This is a genomic window from Nostoc sp. C057 (assembly GCF_013393925.1).
GTDB lineage: Bacteria > Cyanobacteriota > Cyanobacteriia > Cyanobacteriales > Nostocaceae > Nostoc > Nostoc muscorum_A.
Genome location: NZ_CP040289.1, coordinates 234545 through 249583 on the forward strand (window position 1 = coordinate 234545; position 15039 = coordinate 249583).

The 15039-nt window shown below is 40.6% G+C and carries 19 protein-coding genes and 2 pseudogenes; 5 read left to right on the forward strand and 16 right to left on the reverse strand.

Features of this window, described 5'->3' with window-relative positions:
* Positions 1-3: 3 nt before the first annotated feature.
* The 6 genes from FD724_RS37325 to FD724_RS37345 form a co-directional block, all read right to left on the reverse strand.
* The gene (locus FD724_RS37325) at positions 4-1014 is read right to left on the reverse strand and encodes a site-specific integrase (RefSeq protein WP_179076652.1); all 1011 of its coding nucleotides are present in this window, start codon (positions 1012-1014) and stop codon (positions 4-6) included.
* Between the two features lie 51 nt (positions 1015-1065).
* A complete protein-coding gene (locus FD724_RS37330) occupies positions 1066-1380 on the reverse strand; it encodes a hypothetical protein (protein ID WP_256874752.1) in 315 nt (104 codons plus the stop codon).
* 144 nt (positions 1381-1524) lie between these two features.
* Positions 1525-1860: a XisI protein gene (locus FD724_RS37335; protein WP_179076654.1), complete on the reverse strand. Its 336-nt coding sequence runs from the start codon at positions 1858-1860 to the stop codon at positions 1525-1527.
* Positions 1848-2261, reverse strand: a complete 414-nt coding sequence (locus FD724_RS37340; RefSeq protein ID WP_179076655.1) for an element excision factor XisH family protein — start codon at positions 2259-2261, stop codon at positions 1848-1850. The genes FD724_RS37335 and FD724_RS37340 overlap by 13 nt, the downstream gene beginning before the upstream one ends.
* A gap of 546 nt (positions 2262-2807) precedes the next feature.
* Positions 2808-2933 (reverse strand): hypothetical protein, encoded by a 126-nt coding sequence (locus FD724_RS41470; RefSeq protein WP_256874753.1) that lies wholly within the window; start codon positions 2931-2933, stop codon positions 2808-2810.
* Positions 2934-3061: 128 nt separating this feature from the next.
* Positions 3062-3700: a hypothetical protein gene (locus FD724_RS37345; RefSeq protein WP_179076656.1), complete on the reverse strand. Its 639-nt coding sequence runs from the start codon at positions 3698-3700 to the stop codon at positions 3062-3064.
* A 174-nt stretch (positions 3701-3874) separates the two neighbouring features.
* Between FD724_RS37345 and FD724_RS37350 the strand changes: the two genes are divergently transcribed.
* On the forward strand, positions 3875-5521 hold the full coding sequence (locus tag FD724_RS37350; RefSeq protein WP_179076657.1) for a mechanosensitive ion channel family protein: 1647 nt from the start codon (positions 3875-3877) through the stop codon (positions 5519-5521).
* A gap of 31 nt (positions 5522-5552) precedes the next feature.
* On the opposite strand, the gene FD724_RS37355 is transcribed toward FD724_RS37350, so the two are convergent.
* A complete protein-coding gene (locus FD724_RS37355; RefSeq protein WP_179076658.1) occupies positions 5553-5846 on the reverse strand; it encodes a hypothetical protein in 294 nt (97 codons plus the stop codon).
* 297 nt (positions 5847-6143) lie between these two features.
* Between FD724_RS37355 and rpaB the strand changes: the two genes are divergently transcribed.
* Positions 6144-6917 (forward strand): response regulator transcription factor RpaB, encoded by a 774-nt coding sequence (gene rpaB, locus FD724_RS37360; RefSeq protein WP_179076659.1) that lies wholly within the window; start codon positions 6144-6146, stop codon positions 6915-6917.
* A gap of 125 nt (positions 6918-7042) precedes the next feature.
* Positions 7043-7286 (forward strand): annotated as a pseudogene (locus FD724_RS37365) (hypothetical protein); the annotation flags it as partial.
* Positions 7287-7363: 77 nt separating this feature from the next.
* On the opposite strand, the gene FD724_RS37370 reads toward FD724_RS37365, so the two are convergent.
* A complete protein-coding gene (locus tag FD724_RS37370) occupies positions 7364-7954 on the reverse strand; it encodes an NAD(P)H-dependent oxidoreductase (RefSeq protein WP_179076660.1) in 591 nt (196 codons plus the stop codon).
* Between the two features lie 318 nt (positions 7955-8272).
* On the opposite strand from FD724_RS37370, the gene FD724_RS37375 reads away from it, so the two are divergent.
* Positions 8273-8464 carry a hypothetical protein gene (locus FD724_RS37375; RefSeq protein ID WP_179076661.1) on the forward strand — a complete coding sequence of 64 codons (192 nt, stop codon included), beginning with the start codon at positions 8273-8275 and terminating at the stop codon, positions 8462-8464.
* A 155-nt stretch (positions 8465-8619) separates the two neighbouring features.
* Here the strand turns inward: FD724_RS37375 and FD724_RS37380 are convergent, their stop codons facing one another.
* From FD724_RS37380 to FD724_RS37395, 3 genes and pseudogenes are all read right to left on the reverse strand, one after another.
* Entirely contained in the window at positions 8620-8925 is a 306-nt protein-coding gene (locus FD724_RS37380; protein ID WP_179076662.1) for a hypothetical protein, read from the reverse strand.
* 128 nt (positions 8926-9053) lie between these two features.
* Positions 9054-9652: pseudogene (locus FD724_RS37385) on the reverse strand (IS1 family transposase); the annotation flags it as partial.
* Between the two features lie 361 nt (positions 9653-10013).
* Positions 10014-10424, reverse strand: coding sequence for a hypothetical protein (locus tag FD724_RS37395; protein ID WP_179076663.1), 411 nt, complete (start codon positions 10422-10424; stop codon positions 10014-10016).
* Between the two features lie 223 nt (positions 10425-10647).
* Between FD724_RS37395 and dinB the strand changes: the two genes are divergently transcribed.
* Complete coding sequence (dinB, locus tag FD724_RS37400) at positions 10648-11781, forward strand: DNA polymerase IV (protein ID WP_256874754.1); 1134 nt, start codon at positions 10648-10650, stop codon at positions 11779-11781.
* A gap of 50 nt (positions 11782-11831) precedes the next feature.
* Here the strand turns inward: dinB and FD724_RS37405 are convergent, their stop codons facing one another.
* The 5 genes from FD724_RS37405 to FD724_RS37425 all read right to left on the reverse strand — a co-directional run bounded on the left by FD724_RS37405 (position 11832) and on the right by FD724_RS37425 (position 15002).
* A complete protein-coding gene (locus tag FD724_RS37405; RefSeq protein WP_179076664.1) occupies positions 11832-12032 on the reverse strand; it encodes a hypothetical protein in 201 nt (66 codons plus the stop codon).
* A gap of 71 nt (positions 12033-12103) precedes the next feature.
* On the reverse strand, positions 12104-12373 hold the full coding sequence (locus tag FD724_RS37410) for an antibiotic biosynthesis monooxygenase (protein ID WP_256874755.1): 270 nt from the start codon (positions 12371-12373) through the stop codon (positions 12104-12106).
* 98 nt (positions 12374-12471) lie between these two features.
* Positions 12472-12651, reverse strand: coding sequence for a hypothetical protein (locus tag FD724_RS37415; protein WP_179076665.1), 180 nt, complete (start codon positions 12649-12651; stop codon positions 12472-12474).
* Positions 12652-12677: 26 nt separating this feature from the next.
* Entirely contained in the window at positions 12678-13331 is a 654-nt protein-coding gene (locus FD724_RS37420; protein WP_256874756.1) for a response regulator transcription factor, read from the reverse strand.
* Between the two features lie 294 nt (positions 13332-13625).
* A complete protein-coding gene (locus FD724_RS37425) occupies positions 13626-15002 on the reverse strand; it encodes a sensor histidine kinase (protein ID WP_179076666.1) in 1377 nt (458 codons plus the stop codon).
* Between the last annotated feature and the right edge of the window lie 37 nt (positions 15003-15039).

Consider the following 15039-nt stretch of genomic DNA (forward strand, 5'->3'; position numbering starts at 1 on the left):
ACCTTACTCTGCTTCTTCACCGATTGCACGATAGTAAGCAGCGATCGCTGCTTCTTGTTCGCTGCGAAGTGTATATCGTCGAAAGGCTTTCTCGCTTTGATGTCCTGTTAGTTTTCGTGCATGGCTAGGGTCAACTCCCAATAGCAATAAGTCAGTAGCGTAAGTATGTCGAAAGGAGTGAGGGTGCAAATCCTCAATGTGGGCTATTTCACCAATTTTTTCTACAGCAAAGTAAATACCGTGATAACTCAAGCGTTCACCTTTGTATGAAGCATGGTGTGAAATCATCAATGGACTAAGGCTGTTTAACACCTCTCCTTGCTGTGAGCGTAATTGTAAATAATCTGCCACGACTTCTCGGCTTTCTTTTCGCAGTGGCACTAAGCGTGGTTCATTGGTTTTGGTGTCCGGTAAAAACAGGAGCTTGCCATCAAATGAGCCAACATTTAACTGCACAACTTCCCCAGCCCGGAGTCCATGACTAAGAATGTGAACGAGTGCTGTATCCCGTTGCTTTGTTTCTCCCAGCAATTCCAACGCTGACCAAACCTGTTCCATCTGTTCTGGGGTTAAACTCTGGGCTGGTGGCAGTGGCACTTTTTCCAGTTTTATCCCCAGTGTAGGATTAGTAGCAATAATTTCAGGATACGTGTAACACATCCATTTGAAAAAGCTTTTGAGTGCAGCAACTCCGGCATTTATGCTGCTTTTTGAAAGCGGTTTATCTGCATCAGTCCGCAGTTCATCACGGAGATATTCTTTATATAGTGCAAGGTGACGTGGGCGTAGCTCATGATAGTGCAGTTCACTCCAAGCCAAAAATCGTTTGAGTTCTCGTTCGTAAAGCTTGCGGCTGTTTGGTGCGAGATTGTTGCTGCGTAAAAATTCCAGAACTTTTACCCACCGAATATCGGTTGGTGGTCTTCTAGTTTCTCCTGGCTGTGTGAAATGTAGAGCTTCACGATCAAGGGGAATGAGTTTGATCTCAGGTAGAGAATCTGCGCTGTAGTTCATTCAGTTATATGTAAATTATTTAATAAGTATTAAATATAATTTTCTGTTTATCTACTCATCTGGTGGTGAGGTAGTCATGACTTCTACAACGGTATGATCATGACCGAAGCGTGCCTGCTCCCATGTAGAATAACGCTGCATTCTCCCGTGATGAGGCCCACCTAAAACCATTGTTTCAAAAAGCAACGGGGGATCTCCAAAAGTGAGATCGAATCCTGAAAAACTAGTTGATACTTTGGCATCCCCAACTATAGTTTCGGCAACTAGATGTTGTGTTGAATCTTGTACTGAGTGTAAATAATTTTGCCACTCTGGCAATGAATTAACAGCAACGGGTGTATGTCCTACTAGTTTGTAATAAAGCATGATTGACAATTTGTGGCTATCACAACAAAACTTTACCCGATTTTATACAAAGTAAATTAATCCTTTTGCTACCTCATAGCTCTTTATTAACTAATATATGCTCAATCGGAATAGTGGCAAATAATTCTGCATTTCGCATCATGTTTATTCCACAGCAAATCCCGATAGTTGACGCATTTTTGGAGTATGGAAACCGATGACAATATCTTGTTTCTCTATACCCATTTCCATTAATTCTAAAGCAATATCCGCTTCCGTTGTATTTTGTTGAATCCAAATTTTATTATTCTTGATATCTAAGTGCATTATTGGCCCGTAAATCCGATGCTGATTATTCCATCCAACGCTAATAATTTGATAATGGTCATGTTCTTCATCAAAAATTTGTTCTACTTCCACATCTCCGTAACTAGGCTTGTACTGGAGATGTTTAGTTAAGAGTTGCCTAACTTTTGTTCGATATTCATTTAATTTGTCCATTGTTCTATTGCCTCCGTTTCCACATTGTAAATAATTAACTTCAATTTGTTTTCATTGACTACAGTTTGGATAAAAGACAAGTTAAAGAAGTCGTTATAAGTTACCAATGGTACAGCTAAATATAAGTTTCTATTTGGCTCTTCAACACGCAACGCTGTTCGATAATTAATAAATTGTCCTAGCGCCATGTGAAATTCAGAAATTTTTGAGGCACTCACAAAATTTTTGATTTCAACTGCTATTTTTTCTCCTGCTTTTTCGGCAGCTAGAAGTCGCTCTGCACCTAAATCAATTTGAACATCAACCCCGCCACACCTAATATTGAGCGGATCATCTGTAATTACCCAACCCTCTTTTTCTAATGCAGACCTCACTATATTGTGGAATAAATCACGAGCCATAGTTTTACACCAAAGCCACACTAACCTTAATACTGCTGTCACTGTAAGCATAAAGTGAGCAACTTGCTCATCTTATGCTTACACTGGCAATTCGCCAGTAAAACATTTAAACATAGATTTCAACTTGGTACTGACTATCGACTCCAGCACATAAATCTTTTAAATCTAGACTTTGCTCACATTATGCTTTAGATTACCTTGTAGTACAAGGCTACAACACAAAATAAGCTACCCTTATCTTTTATCCGACATAAACTCCGATTAACACTACTTCCCTTGATATACAACACTTTCACCAACATGCGATCGCGGAGAGTGCATGTTGGCAACGGAATAAAGACTATTACGCTGCCGATAAATTTTGCTTGTCTTGGTATCGCCTTTGACGCGTAATCCAAGCGATAACCATTTACAGGGTGCTAACTTCCAGTTATAGTTAGCCGTAACTTAATTATAGGCACAATTCAACTATATCTTTGACTGAGTGCAAAGATAGTTTACAAAAGTTGCTCAGGCGGTTGCCTTAGTCTATGGGAATAAAAAAGTTTAACAATTTCTGTTAAGTGCTTTACCCCGCTCCAAGCATCCGTCCAGAAATCGCTTGAAAGAGCCTGTACGCCGTACCCACGCTACGTTATTACTAGAGCGATCGCCACTTCGCCACTGGCTCATGATGGTTACGCCATCGCTGTTAAGCTCTTCAAAGATTTCTGGTCTTATTTCCCAGTAACTCTATTATTATCCAGTCATCAGTAATGGGGAGTATATTTTCCAGTGTTGTAGAGTCTTTTTGTTCTTGACTAATAAATTTCGTCTTCTTCATCTAGCCAATCTTCATCCCAGAGAAGTTCATTGTAAACCTTAGTAGCTTGAGATATTTTTAGGTTGTGAGCTGCTGTCACACAATTTCTTGGTTGCCAGCCAATGAGGGCGTATCGAGCATGTAAATATCTGACAGCATTTTTGCAGTCATTAATTACTGGAATATCCTCAAAGATATATTTTCGCAATTGGACTCCTAAACGAATTGCCTCCATTTCATAATTGTGAAAGTAGTGTTCTTCAGCATCAGGTGTAGAAATCAGTAATCCTCTTACCCAGGCATGATTTTTATAGATAGCCTTCGCTACAACTAAATTGACTTGTTTTGGTGTCCATTGGCTCCGAAGTAAAAAGTTATTTATTGCTGATTCATCATCTAAATCTATATCTACATTAGATTCTGAAAGTATTTCCGAGATATCTATATTTTCTAAGAACAGTTCGTACCACTCTTGAAAAGTTTCGGGACTAAATAGTTTTCTGGCTTCTTCAAATGAAATTTTCTCCCATCCAGCATCTGTAACTATTTCGTTACCAGTAGGAGCAATGAACAGATTTTCTTTTTTTACCATCCAAGGGAAGGGTGGATTGTGATTTTTTCTCTTTCGTTTACCCATTGAATTGCTATAGAGGATGACTCTTATTATCCTGTCTCCATTCTACCTGACAAATTGAGTGTCTCTAGTCCATGAAAAGCGATGCTAATAGAAACCATTACAAAAATAATTTGATTTCGAGGAAATCTAGTTAATATTAATTAGCGGAAGTAAAAATATTTTGTTAGAGTCTTTATGTTTGATTTTCATCGTTTGCGACTGCCATTAAAATATTTAAATATTCTCATTACAGTACTAACTTTTGTTTTAGTTTTCTGGTTCACTCCTGTCGTTTCTCAAGCATTAACTAAAGCTCCAGTTATTTTGGATGGACAACAGCTTTTTAGGATCAGCGATTCTGGTCAGTATAGCGCTCAAGAACGGACAAATTTAATCAACTCACAACTAAAAAATGTGATTTCCACTTCTGAGTCTATTCAAGTTAAAATTGAGAAACGCAACCAGCTACCTACTATTTTATTAAATGACCGCTATCTGTTAACAGTTACACAACAAGATACTTTACCAGGTAGTACACTTGATGAGCAGGCTAACATTTGGGCGCAGCAAATCAAAGAAGCCTTACAGCAAGCTCATTTAGAGCGAACTAGAACTTATCTTCAACAAACAACTTTTATCGCAGCAGTAATTTTACTCATAACTGTGGGATTTAGTTGGCTATTAGGATGGATTAAGCATCAATTTATCCGAGTAGCTTCACTTCGCTTAACAACTAGCAATGCCATACCTAATTCGGAAACCCTTAAAGTATTAGAATTATTTTTAAAATTAGTGTTGGCAAGTATGCGGTTCGCACTTTGGATGAGTGCGATTCTTTATATCACTAATCTCTTTCCTTTCACTCGTCAATGGAGCTATCAAATTTCAAATATTCTGATTACCAGTTTCACCTCACCGATTCTGACGTTGGGAAAAAATCCTTATTCTCTTACTGAATTAATCGTTTTGGTTGGTTTGTTGTTTGGCTTAGTTATCTTTGCTGGAACGTTAACCAATTTTTTACGTTCTCGGATTCTCTCTTTTACTGTCATCAATCGTGGCGCTCAAGAGGCGATTATAATACTTTTAAAATATGGTCTAATTTTTATTGGCACACTGGTACTGCTACAAATATGGGGGCTTGACATTAGCTCTTTGACAATTTTAGCGAGTGCTTTAAGCGTTGGAATTGGCTTTGGTTTACAGGATATTGCTAAGAATTTTGGCAGTGGTTTAGTACTAGTATTTGAGCGTCCGATTCAGGTTGGAGATTTTGTGGAAGTTGGGGAATATACAGGTATTGTCGAGCGAATCGGTGCCAGAAGTACCGAGATTCGTACTCTTGACCACGTTTCAATCATTGTACCCAACTCTCGCTTCTTGGAAAAAGAAGTAATCAACTGGAGCCATCGCAACCCGATTTCTCGCCTTCATCTCCCCGTTGGCGTTGCCTATAGCTCAGATCCCAAAGCAGTGCAATCTGCTCTGTTAGAGGCTGCTTCTAAGCATCCCAATGTATTGCAGACTCCTTTGCCTCTAGTGCTGTTTAAAGAGTTTGGCAACAACACTTTAAATTTTGAGTTATTAGTCTGGACTACGGAACCTAATAAACAATTTTTGCTCAAAAGTGATTTATACTACATTATTTACGAAGTATTAAAACAACGAGAAATTGAAATTCCTTTTGCTCAGTTAGATTTACATCTGCGTTCTGGTAAGTTGGAATTTACGCCAGAAATGCACTTAGCTTTAATACAGATGCTTGAAGGATTATCAAATCAGGAGTCATACATAGATTCAACCAGTACAATTAAAAAGGGTACAGAGGGTATAGATGCATGAGCGCTCGTAATCTCGTAATCATGGGGGTCGTCTATCCACAAAAATCATCCACCCGAATATCCCGCCAGACATCAGAAACCTGCCAGCCAGAATTGCCCACAGATTGTACTGGAGGATTGTCAAGCAATGGAACATAGTCAGGAACTCTAGGCTCTGAAATCGCTACTGGTTTCTCCTCAACCTCAACCACAGGGGCTGGAGAATTGACAGTATTAGCTTCAAGAAGTTGGTCTTCAGCCTCCTCGATTAGCTTCATCTGTCTCAGGGTAAGCTTGTCGGATTTTTTGATGATCTTCTTCGTATCTGTATTATTAGAAGTTTTCATTGGCTGTTCCCTTGAAGGCATTGGCTTAAAATTTGTCTGAGTAAAGTTGCAAGAAGTTAGGTATAAATAATTTGCACGGAATTAACAAGGTACACCAAATCGATGGAAAATACGAGTCCCTTGCTGAGGAATTTATTAATTGTGTACAAATCTGTTTTCGGGTAGATGTCCCAGCATAATCTGTTGCACAGATGCAAGTATTAAGCGTAAGCGTAGCTCGCCGCAGGCATCGCTTCTCGATCATGACTGTAACTCAAGATTATTTTGCGTTTTTGACTCCTAATAAGCAGATAATGGATGGTTGAGAGTTCTCGCTGTGGAGGAACAGCGTTGAGAAACTTATCAGGTGATAAAGGCACAATCCTAGTAGTTGATGACGAAGCCAGCATCCGTCGAATTTTACAGACGCGTCTAGAAATGATTGGCTACAGTGTAGTTACAGCTAGTGATGGCGAAGAAGCTTTGTCAGCTTTTAGTCTCTTAACTCCTGATTTGATAGTTCTGGATGTAATGATGCCAAAACTAGATGGTTACGGTGTCTGTCAAGAATTACGGAAACAATCAGACGTACCAATTATCATGCTAACAGCCCTGGCAGATGTAGCAGACCGAATCACTGGGCTAGAACTAGGTGCTGATGACTACATGACAAAACCTTTCTCACCCAAGGAACTAGAAGCTCGAATTGCCTGTGTACTAAAACGGCGCTCCCACAAAACCAGTATCAATACTATTCCTAACTCTCTTATAATTCATGCAGGCGACCTGAAAATCGATACAAGTAAGCGGCAAGTCCATAAAAATGAGCAACGTATTCGGTTGACAGGTGTGGAGTTTAGCTTACTAGAGTTGTTAGTGAATCATTCTGGAAGAGTTTTTTCAAGGTTAGAAATATTGCAGCAGTTGTGGGGCTTTGTACCAGAGATGAATACAGACACCCGTGTGGTAGATGTGCATATTTCACGATTGCGGACAAAGGTAGAATCCGACCCCAACGATCCAGAATTCATTATTACAGCAAGAGGTAGCGGTTATTTTTTCCCACGAATTATAGATTCAGAGCAAGAATAATAGAAAAATATGAGTAAGCTGATCTTAATTACAGGCATAAGTAAAGGTCTAGGCTATGCGATGACCATTTAATGAAATTCAAAATGCAAAATTCAAAATTAAAGAAATAATTTTGAGTAGTCAGTTACCGAAACAAGTGTTTTGTCGATGCAAACTGGCTTGTCATTCGGTTTGCAGAAGAACAAGTCTCGTCTCAACCAGAACCGATTTATTGCTGGTGCGATCGCCCAACTGACAGATAATACTTATCGCCATCAGCTACTTCATGTAGAAAAAGTTCCTCCTATGCGTCAGTGGTCTGCACATCAAGCTGACAAATTAAAGAAAAGTGATTACCGCCAAGGCTACCTTGTCCAGAGGAAAAACTAAGGATGTGAAAAAGTATTTCGAGACAGTTACAGTTGTCACTTGCTTTGGAAGCAATTGGGTTGGCTGCTCACCGACAATCACAGAACGTATTTAGCCAAATGCGCCTTAAGACGTTCGATGTCATGGTCAATGCCACCTTGCTTCAGTACGTCGTGACAAGAGAAAGAAGGAAGGATTTCTACGCCACAGAACTTGTAATTTGCGGTGTTGAACATGAAAAAATCGTCCACCGATTTGCCCGCAAACAGGAACTGCCTCTCGTCATTGAAGGCAATAGCTGGGGCGTTCCAAGTCAGAGAGAGCATATATTTTTTGCCTTGCATTAGTCCGCCTGTCCCGTACTGTTTTGTGAGGTCGCTGCGTGTGCGACCGTCATTTGCTACCATCTTTTGCTGAAGAAGTCCAGCATTGAAAACTTCGTCTACGTACTTTTTATAAATCCAAGGGTTTCCGAACCAGTAAACCGGTGACTGAGTGATAATGACATCAGCCCAAAGATGCTTTTCAACTTCTTCGTCAATGTCATAGCCGTTTTTAATCTCTGTTAATCGGACTTCATGTCCGTTCTGTTCTAACTCTTCTCTAATGACTTTAGCCAGGAAGTCATTGAGTTTTCCTTCGGACATTCCGGCAACAGGCTGAGAAGCGTTGATGATGAGTGTTTTCATGGTGGACGCTAAAGGAAAGTTTAGGAATGAAGTAAGTTTACCAGCATCGTTTCTCCTGTTAAGTCGCTCGTCTCATCTTGCACGATTCTCCCGCACACAGGCAAGCCGCGTGCTGCTGCACAACGACTGTCACAGCTATCTGCCTATGCATTTCATTCAGTCGGGCACCATGCACGAATGGCACGCTTGTTAAGCGCAAACCCTTGATATAACTGGATGAAAGGGTGTGGGGTTGCAGGTATTGGGGAATAAGAAGATGTTGAACTTCTTAAGCAACTAAAATTTAATTGTCTTAAACACTACCCACAGCAGCAATAAATGTCCCAAGTTAAAGTTGATACTGTACTCTGTGTCAACGGAAGTGTCCTAATGGTTTTTTACACGCCAGGGCATTGCTGGCAGTTTCGGATTATCAGCCGGACAGGTGGGATATTCGGGGAAAAAAAGATTTATTACACGGCAGAGGCGGCGTTGAGAACTGGGTTTGAGTGGTTGCGGGATGAGGAGTGATGAGTGCGTATATGCGATCCAAGGTCAGCATTAATGGCAAGAAACAATCGCTTTTGGTGAAGGTGAATTGCTCGAAATTTACACCCTGTGCGATTGCCTTCGGCACTGCGCTCCGCGCAATCGCATAAAGGCAGGCGAAGCAGAGCCATTGCGCCTCAAGAATGATTTCGAGTCAACTGTAGCAAGATGGCCTCAAGACTCTGTAGTGCTGCGTTTGTAGTGCGTTGATTTTCGTCAAAATTACGTTGATGTTCTTCAAAGTTACGTTGATGTATTTCGTGGCTATCGCGTAACTCAAGTAGTACATCATCTAAAATTGCACTTCTGGCTAATACACGATTTACATTTTCGGTAAGTGAGTCTAATTGCTGTTGAGTATTGGATTGTCTCTCAGCAAGCCCCAATACTATTTGTTCAAGCCGGTCTAGTCTGCTAGGGAAATACTCAGGCGTGTCGGTCATATTACTTTCGTTAGTCCTCTACTAGGGATTATATAAAGTTGTGACATAGAATTGCACGTTATTTTAGCAACAGTTTCCAGTCTGAACAGCCTTTTACTAGGCGTTGCTGAATAAAGGGATGAATAGATTTATGTAGGTACAGTTTGATACTTCAAATAATGAAGTAATAATTTAATTGAGTACCTCAGCATTTCTTCTGATTTGGAATAGCATAAGGTCTTTCGGTGAAGGCGTGCAAGATAATGTCTAACCCTTGTGTTTTCATTTTCAACCCGTGTCATATATGTTTTACTGACAATTTGGTCTTCATCAGGGATAAAACTTGGGTAAACTTTCCAACCATCTGTCACATAGAAATAGCTCTGCCACTGCTTAACAATTTCCCATAATGGCTCAAACGTTTCAGCGCTATGATCTCCTAGAACCCACGCCAAAATCCCTTTAGTAAAGTGATTTACTGCTGTCCACAGCCAAATTTTGTTTTTTTTGAGCCTATGAATGTCTCTAATTCATCCAGTTCTCCAACTTCTGGAATGACATCTTCTTTTGGTACATCGGGAAGTTTTTCTCCCAGTTGTTTGACCCAATAAATGATAGTAGTATGATGCACTCCTTTAACCCGTTCAATACCGCGAAAACCCATGCCGTTAAGGTACATTTTTAAACATTCCTGTTTTAACTCCTCAGAATATCCTTTTGGCGGATCGTACACGTCGATAAATTGGCGTTAGCGAAGCGGGGCGGAACGCAGGGCAAACGCATCTAAAGTATAAGAATCCTTTAATAGCAAGGGTTTTGGCGTTTTTTAATTTAGCCTATTTTTTCATCAAGATCCTTGCCCAGCAAGGGTTTCAGAAATCCCGTGCGTTCGCCCTGGGGCGGAACGCACGTCGCAGTTAGTACAGATGTGATTTTGCTTACATCTTCGCTTACCATTCTTCAGAATTTCCGTAGACCCACAGTATGGACATTGCACAGTAGATAACCTCAACTCATCCCTCTATTATGCAACGCCCCTTTTACTATTAGACTACTAGTTTTGCTCAGGGCAAAAAGCATAAGATGACATCTAATAAGTTGTGCTTCTCTCAATTGTAATCGTTGCCATTAGGAGCAGACAGTTGAATCACCTCAGTAAAACGTGAATACTTAACCGTATCAGTAGGGGGGTAATCTGCCGACACTGCAATCAACCCAATTTTTATATCCTCGAAATAAATCACACCCCCGATACGTCCTTCAACTTGGAAACCTCCATGAAATAAATGATATGGAGCGATGTAGATCAGCAAGCAGTCACTAATCTTTATTGCCCTGTCAAACATCTGCTGACAAGTTTTTTGGAGGACAGCATCTAGATATTCATTATAGGCAGGCTCACCCATGTCAGTGAATTCTGAATGATCCGCAAAATGATCCATATAAAATAGCCAGATATCGGACAAGTCTGCGTCATTCGTGAGTTTTTGCTTAAGTTCATGTAATCGGTCGATATTCATATTGTGGATATTGAGGAGATGGGGCAAACAGACAATACTGTTAAAAAGTTATCAATTATTTTTGCATTAATGGGGGATAGAGAATTGTCACCAAAGGGTTCTACTAAATGGTGGGAGACTAAGATCACGAAACTAGTGCTAATGTACTATAGGATTTCTAATTTAGGATTTAATTTGCTTGAAAATGGTGTGAAAAGCGAAACTGTTTGTAGTGGAGCTACCCTTGGAACAAGAATCTGTCGCTAGAACTCGGAAGATAGTTCACGTTGATATGGATGCCTTCTACGCATCGGTAGAACAGAGGGACAACCCTAGCTACCGAGGTAAACCGTTAGTAGTCGGTGGCAGCCCGAATCAGCGAGGCGTAGTTGCAGCCGCCAGTTATGAAGCTCGTAAGTTTGGTATTCATTCCGCGATGCCCTCAGTAACAGCGTTCGTCTTTGACGTTGCCGCAGGCATCGCTAAATGTCCCGCACTTATCTTTGTCAGACCGAGATTCGACGTTTACCGAGAGATTTCCACTTCAATTCACGCCATATTCAAACGCTACAGTGATTTAGTGGAAGGGGTTGCGCTAGATGAAGCATATCTAGATGTTACTGAGAATAAGCAAAGTATCCCCTACGCTTCTACTATCGCAAGACACATCAAAACTGCAATTTTCCAGGAAACCCAGTTGACGGCAACCGCAGGTGTGTCGATTAACAAGTTTCTTGCAAAAATGGCATCAGGGCAGAACAAGCCGAATGGACTAACGGTGATTTTACCGGAGGATGCGATCGCATTTGTAGAGAAGCTAGCGATTGAGAAGTTCCACGGCATTGGAGAGGTGACGGCGGCGAAGATGCATTCGCTCGGCATTCATACTGGGGCAGATTTGAAAACGCGATCGCTGACTGAGTTAACACACCATTTTGGTAAAGCAGGTAATTATTACTACAAAATTGCCAGAGCAGAAGATGACCGCCCAGTTGAAGCGAATCGGGTTCGCAAGTCCATTGGTGCAGAAACCTCGTTTGCACAAGACTTAAGTGATATCAGCCAGATGTTACAAGAACTCGACCAGATTGCCCAAATTGTCGAGCAACGGTTAGAGCAGCATGAAACGCGAGGTCGCACGTTAACATTGAAAGTCAAATTTTCTGATTATCAGCAGTTAACCCGTAGTAAGACAATGCTTGCTCCCATCAGTGAACTATCTACGATTTTTGAGATAGCCAAAGCGCTGTTTGAGTCAATTGAACTGGAGAATCGTAGTATCAGATTGCTAGGGATTTCTTTGTCTAACCTTGATAATCAAAAACAATCTCAAGCTATTCAATTGCCATTATTTCAGAATGGGAACATCAGATTTTAGCGTAGGTGTAAGCCCCACTTCTAAAAAGCTAAGTTACTGTCGTAAGCATTTCACAAGCTCATTAGTGACTGCAATTGTGTGTCTGAATTATCTCCCAATTCTTGCTGCAATTGGGATAGTTGATTTTCTAACGCTTCAGCAGTCTGAATGAGATTCGACTCTTGGGCTATTCTTAGCTGAGTTTCTTTAATAGATATTTTTCTTACCAGTTCATTGACTGCATCCACTGAATCATCATTTTCAGTAATCATGGCTGAATTACGATTCCTCTAAATTCTGTTTTGAGATTTAATACTCTGCTTCAATTTGATAAAGGGCAGGATTAGCAACAAAGAGGTAATTGTTGTTCAAAAATCTCATTTTGGGAAATGCGTTTAGAGAATGCCGATTGCCACGTTTCTTTACTAGACCATTTTGCAATATTAATAAATTGAAATCTCTCCGTTGAGTCAAGACTGCGATGTAACTTTGTGTCGATAAACCCTGGTTCATTTTTCATCAACTGAGCAGTCTGATTCCATTTCTGAAGAAACTCATCTTCCAAACCTTGAGGAACAGAGAAGATATTGATCAGTACCACAGGTGAATCCATAAAGGCTGTTCTTTAAACTCTGTCATGCTAGACGATAGCATTTATCAACAGAAACTTGAATGTACCTATAGTAGGATTATACAAGTTTTAGATGCTGCTCACCGACAAAAATCATCAACCCTCAACTCGCGCCAGACATCAGACGGTTGCCACCCGGAGTTACCCACAGAGCGGAGGGAGCGATAGTGTTCAGAAATGTAGTCTGATTTTGATGCTTCAATGTACACAGGTGGATTTGGTTCAATCACTGTTTCAGGAATATTTTGACTCTCAGACATCTCAATGGGTTCAGTCGGTGGTGGGGTTACTTCTGTCTACATCCAACTCTCACTGCTGTAGTTGCAGCTTCAGTACGGTTCGTTACTCCCAACTTATTTAATACTTGGCTGACATGATGCCTAATGGTAGAAGGACTCAGTTTCATCCGTTGAGCGATCGCGTCATTACTCAATCCTAAAGCCAGCAGTGCTAAAACCTCTCCCTGCCGCTTGCTCAGTTCATAGACAGCTTGGGATGATGGTTTGCTCGGTTGCAGCAATGCCTGAATCACTTCTGGTGTCAACATAGAACGACTGATCGCAGCGCTTCGTATGGCATCCGCCAACTCATCAATTGAGATACCTTTGAGCAGGTAGCCAATAGCTCCGGCTTGCATTGCTTGCTGTACCAAATCATTCTCTAGAAAACTCGTCAAAATTAAAACTTGAATTTCTGGGTATTTTTTGCGGATAGCTTTTGTTGCTTCTGCCCCATTCATCCCCACCATCATCAAATCCATCAGCACTACATCTGGTTGCAACTGTTCGCATAAATGTACTGCCTCATCTCCATTACGCGCTTCACCCACTAATTCAAGGTCATCAAATGCCAGCAAGAGAAATTTAATACCTCCTCGCAAGATTTCATGATCGTCAACAGTAATCACCCGAATCGGTTTCAATGATTTATCTTTTTCCATATATAAATCTGGGGTATTAAAACTATTTTTAATACATTTACATTACATTGATTGCTTTATTTGCAGTATTTATACGTGAGATTCTTAATCTTTAATTTTTTTATTTCGTGCGAGTCAATCACAGGAAAATCCCACAACATGATACCGAAATCTGTCTTTTCTAAATAAGTTGATGGAAATAAACATAACTATGTTAAAAAAGCAAATACGCCTAAAAGCTTTACCAATGAAAAATGACAAATGACGAATGACAATCCTAGTAGTTAATTTTATTTGTACCCAATACCTAATTCCCTACTCCCCACTCCCTATTTTCAAAACAGCGATTGACCAACTCAGGACAATCTTAGTCCCCTCCCCTGGATAGCTTTCTAGATGGAAAGTAGCACCAATCGACTCAGCCCGCTCTTTCATAATTGCTATTCCCAAATGCCCAGATGGTATCTTGTTGGAGTCAAAACCACAGCCATTATCACTGATACGCAAGACTATTTCCTGTGAATCGCTGTAGAGGCTGACTGATACTTGCGTTGCTTGACCATGTTTAATAATATTATTCAGTGCCTCTTGAGTAATCCGGTAGAAGACAAGCTTCACCTCATTAGACACAGAGCGATGATCGCCTTCCACCGTTGTTATTACCTGTAAATTTGCCCGTCCTTGAATTGCCTTGGTTAACTGCTGTAGCAATTCACCTAAAGGTTTCTCTACCAAACCATTAGGACGCAACTCGACTAGTAAATTCCGCATTTCTGCTAACGCCCCTTGTGTCAATTGGATGAGTTCTTCTAACCCCTGTTGGGCTATCTCTGGGTTGCGTTTCCAGACTCTAGGCAAAGCTTCGGCAATTGTTGCCACAGCAAACAATGTCTGCGATACCGAATCGTGTAAGTCACGGGCGAGGCGATTTCGCTCCAGCTCCACAGCAATCTTCCGTAGCCGTTCGCTTTCAATCAATTGTTCTCGTAGCTTCACGGCTTGGATCAACTCTTTAGTCAGGTGTAGACTCATAATTACTACCAAAGACAAAAATCCATATTCAGTCAAATATATGGATTTGATTATCCCCAAATCGACTAGCCGATCGTGTTGAGCAGTTCCTACCAAAATCACTAAACTTAGACATAGAGTCAGCGCCGCTTGCTTCTCATCGCGCCGATATTGACGGTAACAACTGTAAAAAACAAAAATGATATTACTGTTTAAAGCTAAGAATTGGAACCCAAACAGGGGATTGAGTGTGCCTTCTGGAAGGGGAATCGATTCGCCCCAAGGTAGATAAATACTTGATAGCTTGCTGATATGAGAATACTGAATACCAGTGGGGGAAATTTCGTTGATTAACAGGCAGATAAGGTACAGGCTATTCAGTGCTAAAATTAAGCGCACTGGCTTAAATTTAGTGTAGACAGCCACAAACCAGACAATAGCAATTCCATAAATATATCCCAAGGAAGATAGTAACTTTCTGATATTTATATAATCTTCTACATCACTGGCTTTATATTTGAGCATCACAGCCAGAATATAGCTAACACATACTAAGCAAACTAAGCCAAAGCAGAAGTGAAGCATGGTTTGTAATCGCCGAGAGGCAATTAGCAGGTGTAACAGACCGACATACAGGCAAACGCCAGCACATATACCCAGAATGGTTTGAATAAGAATCATTACCTGTTAAATGAGAAATTTGTTTTATAAATAATTT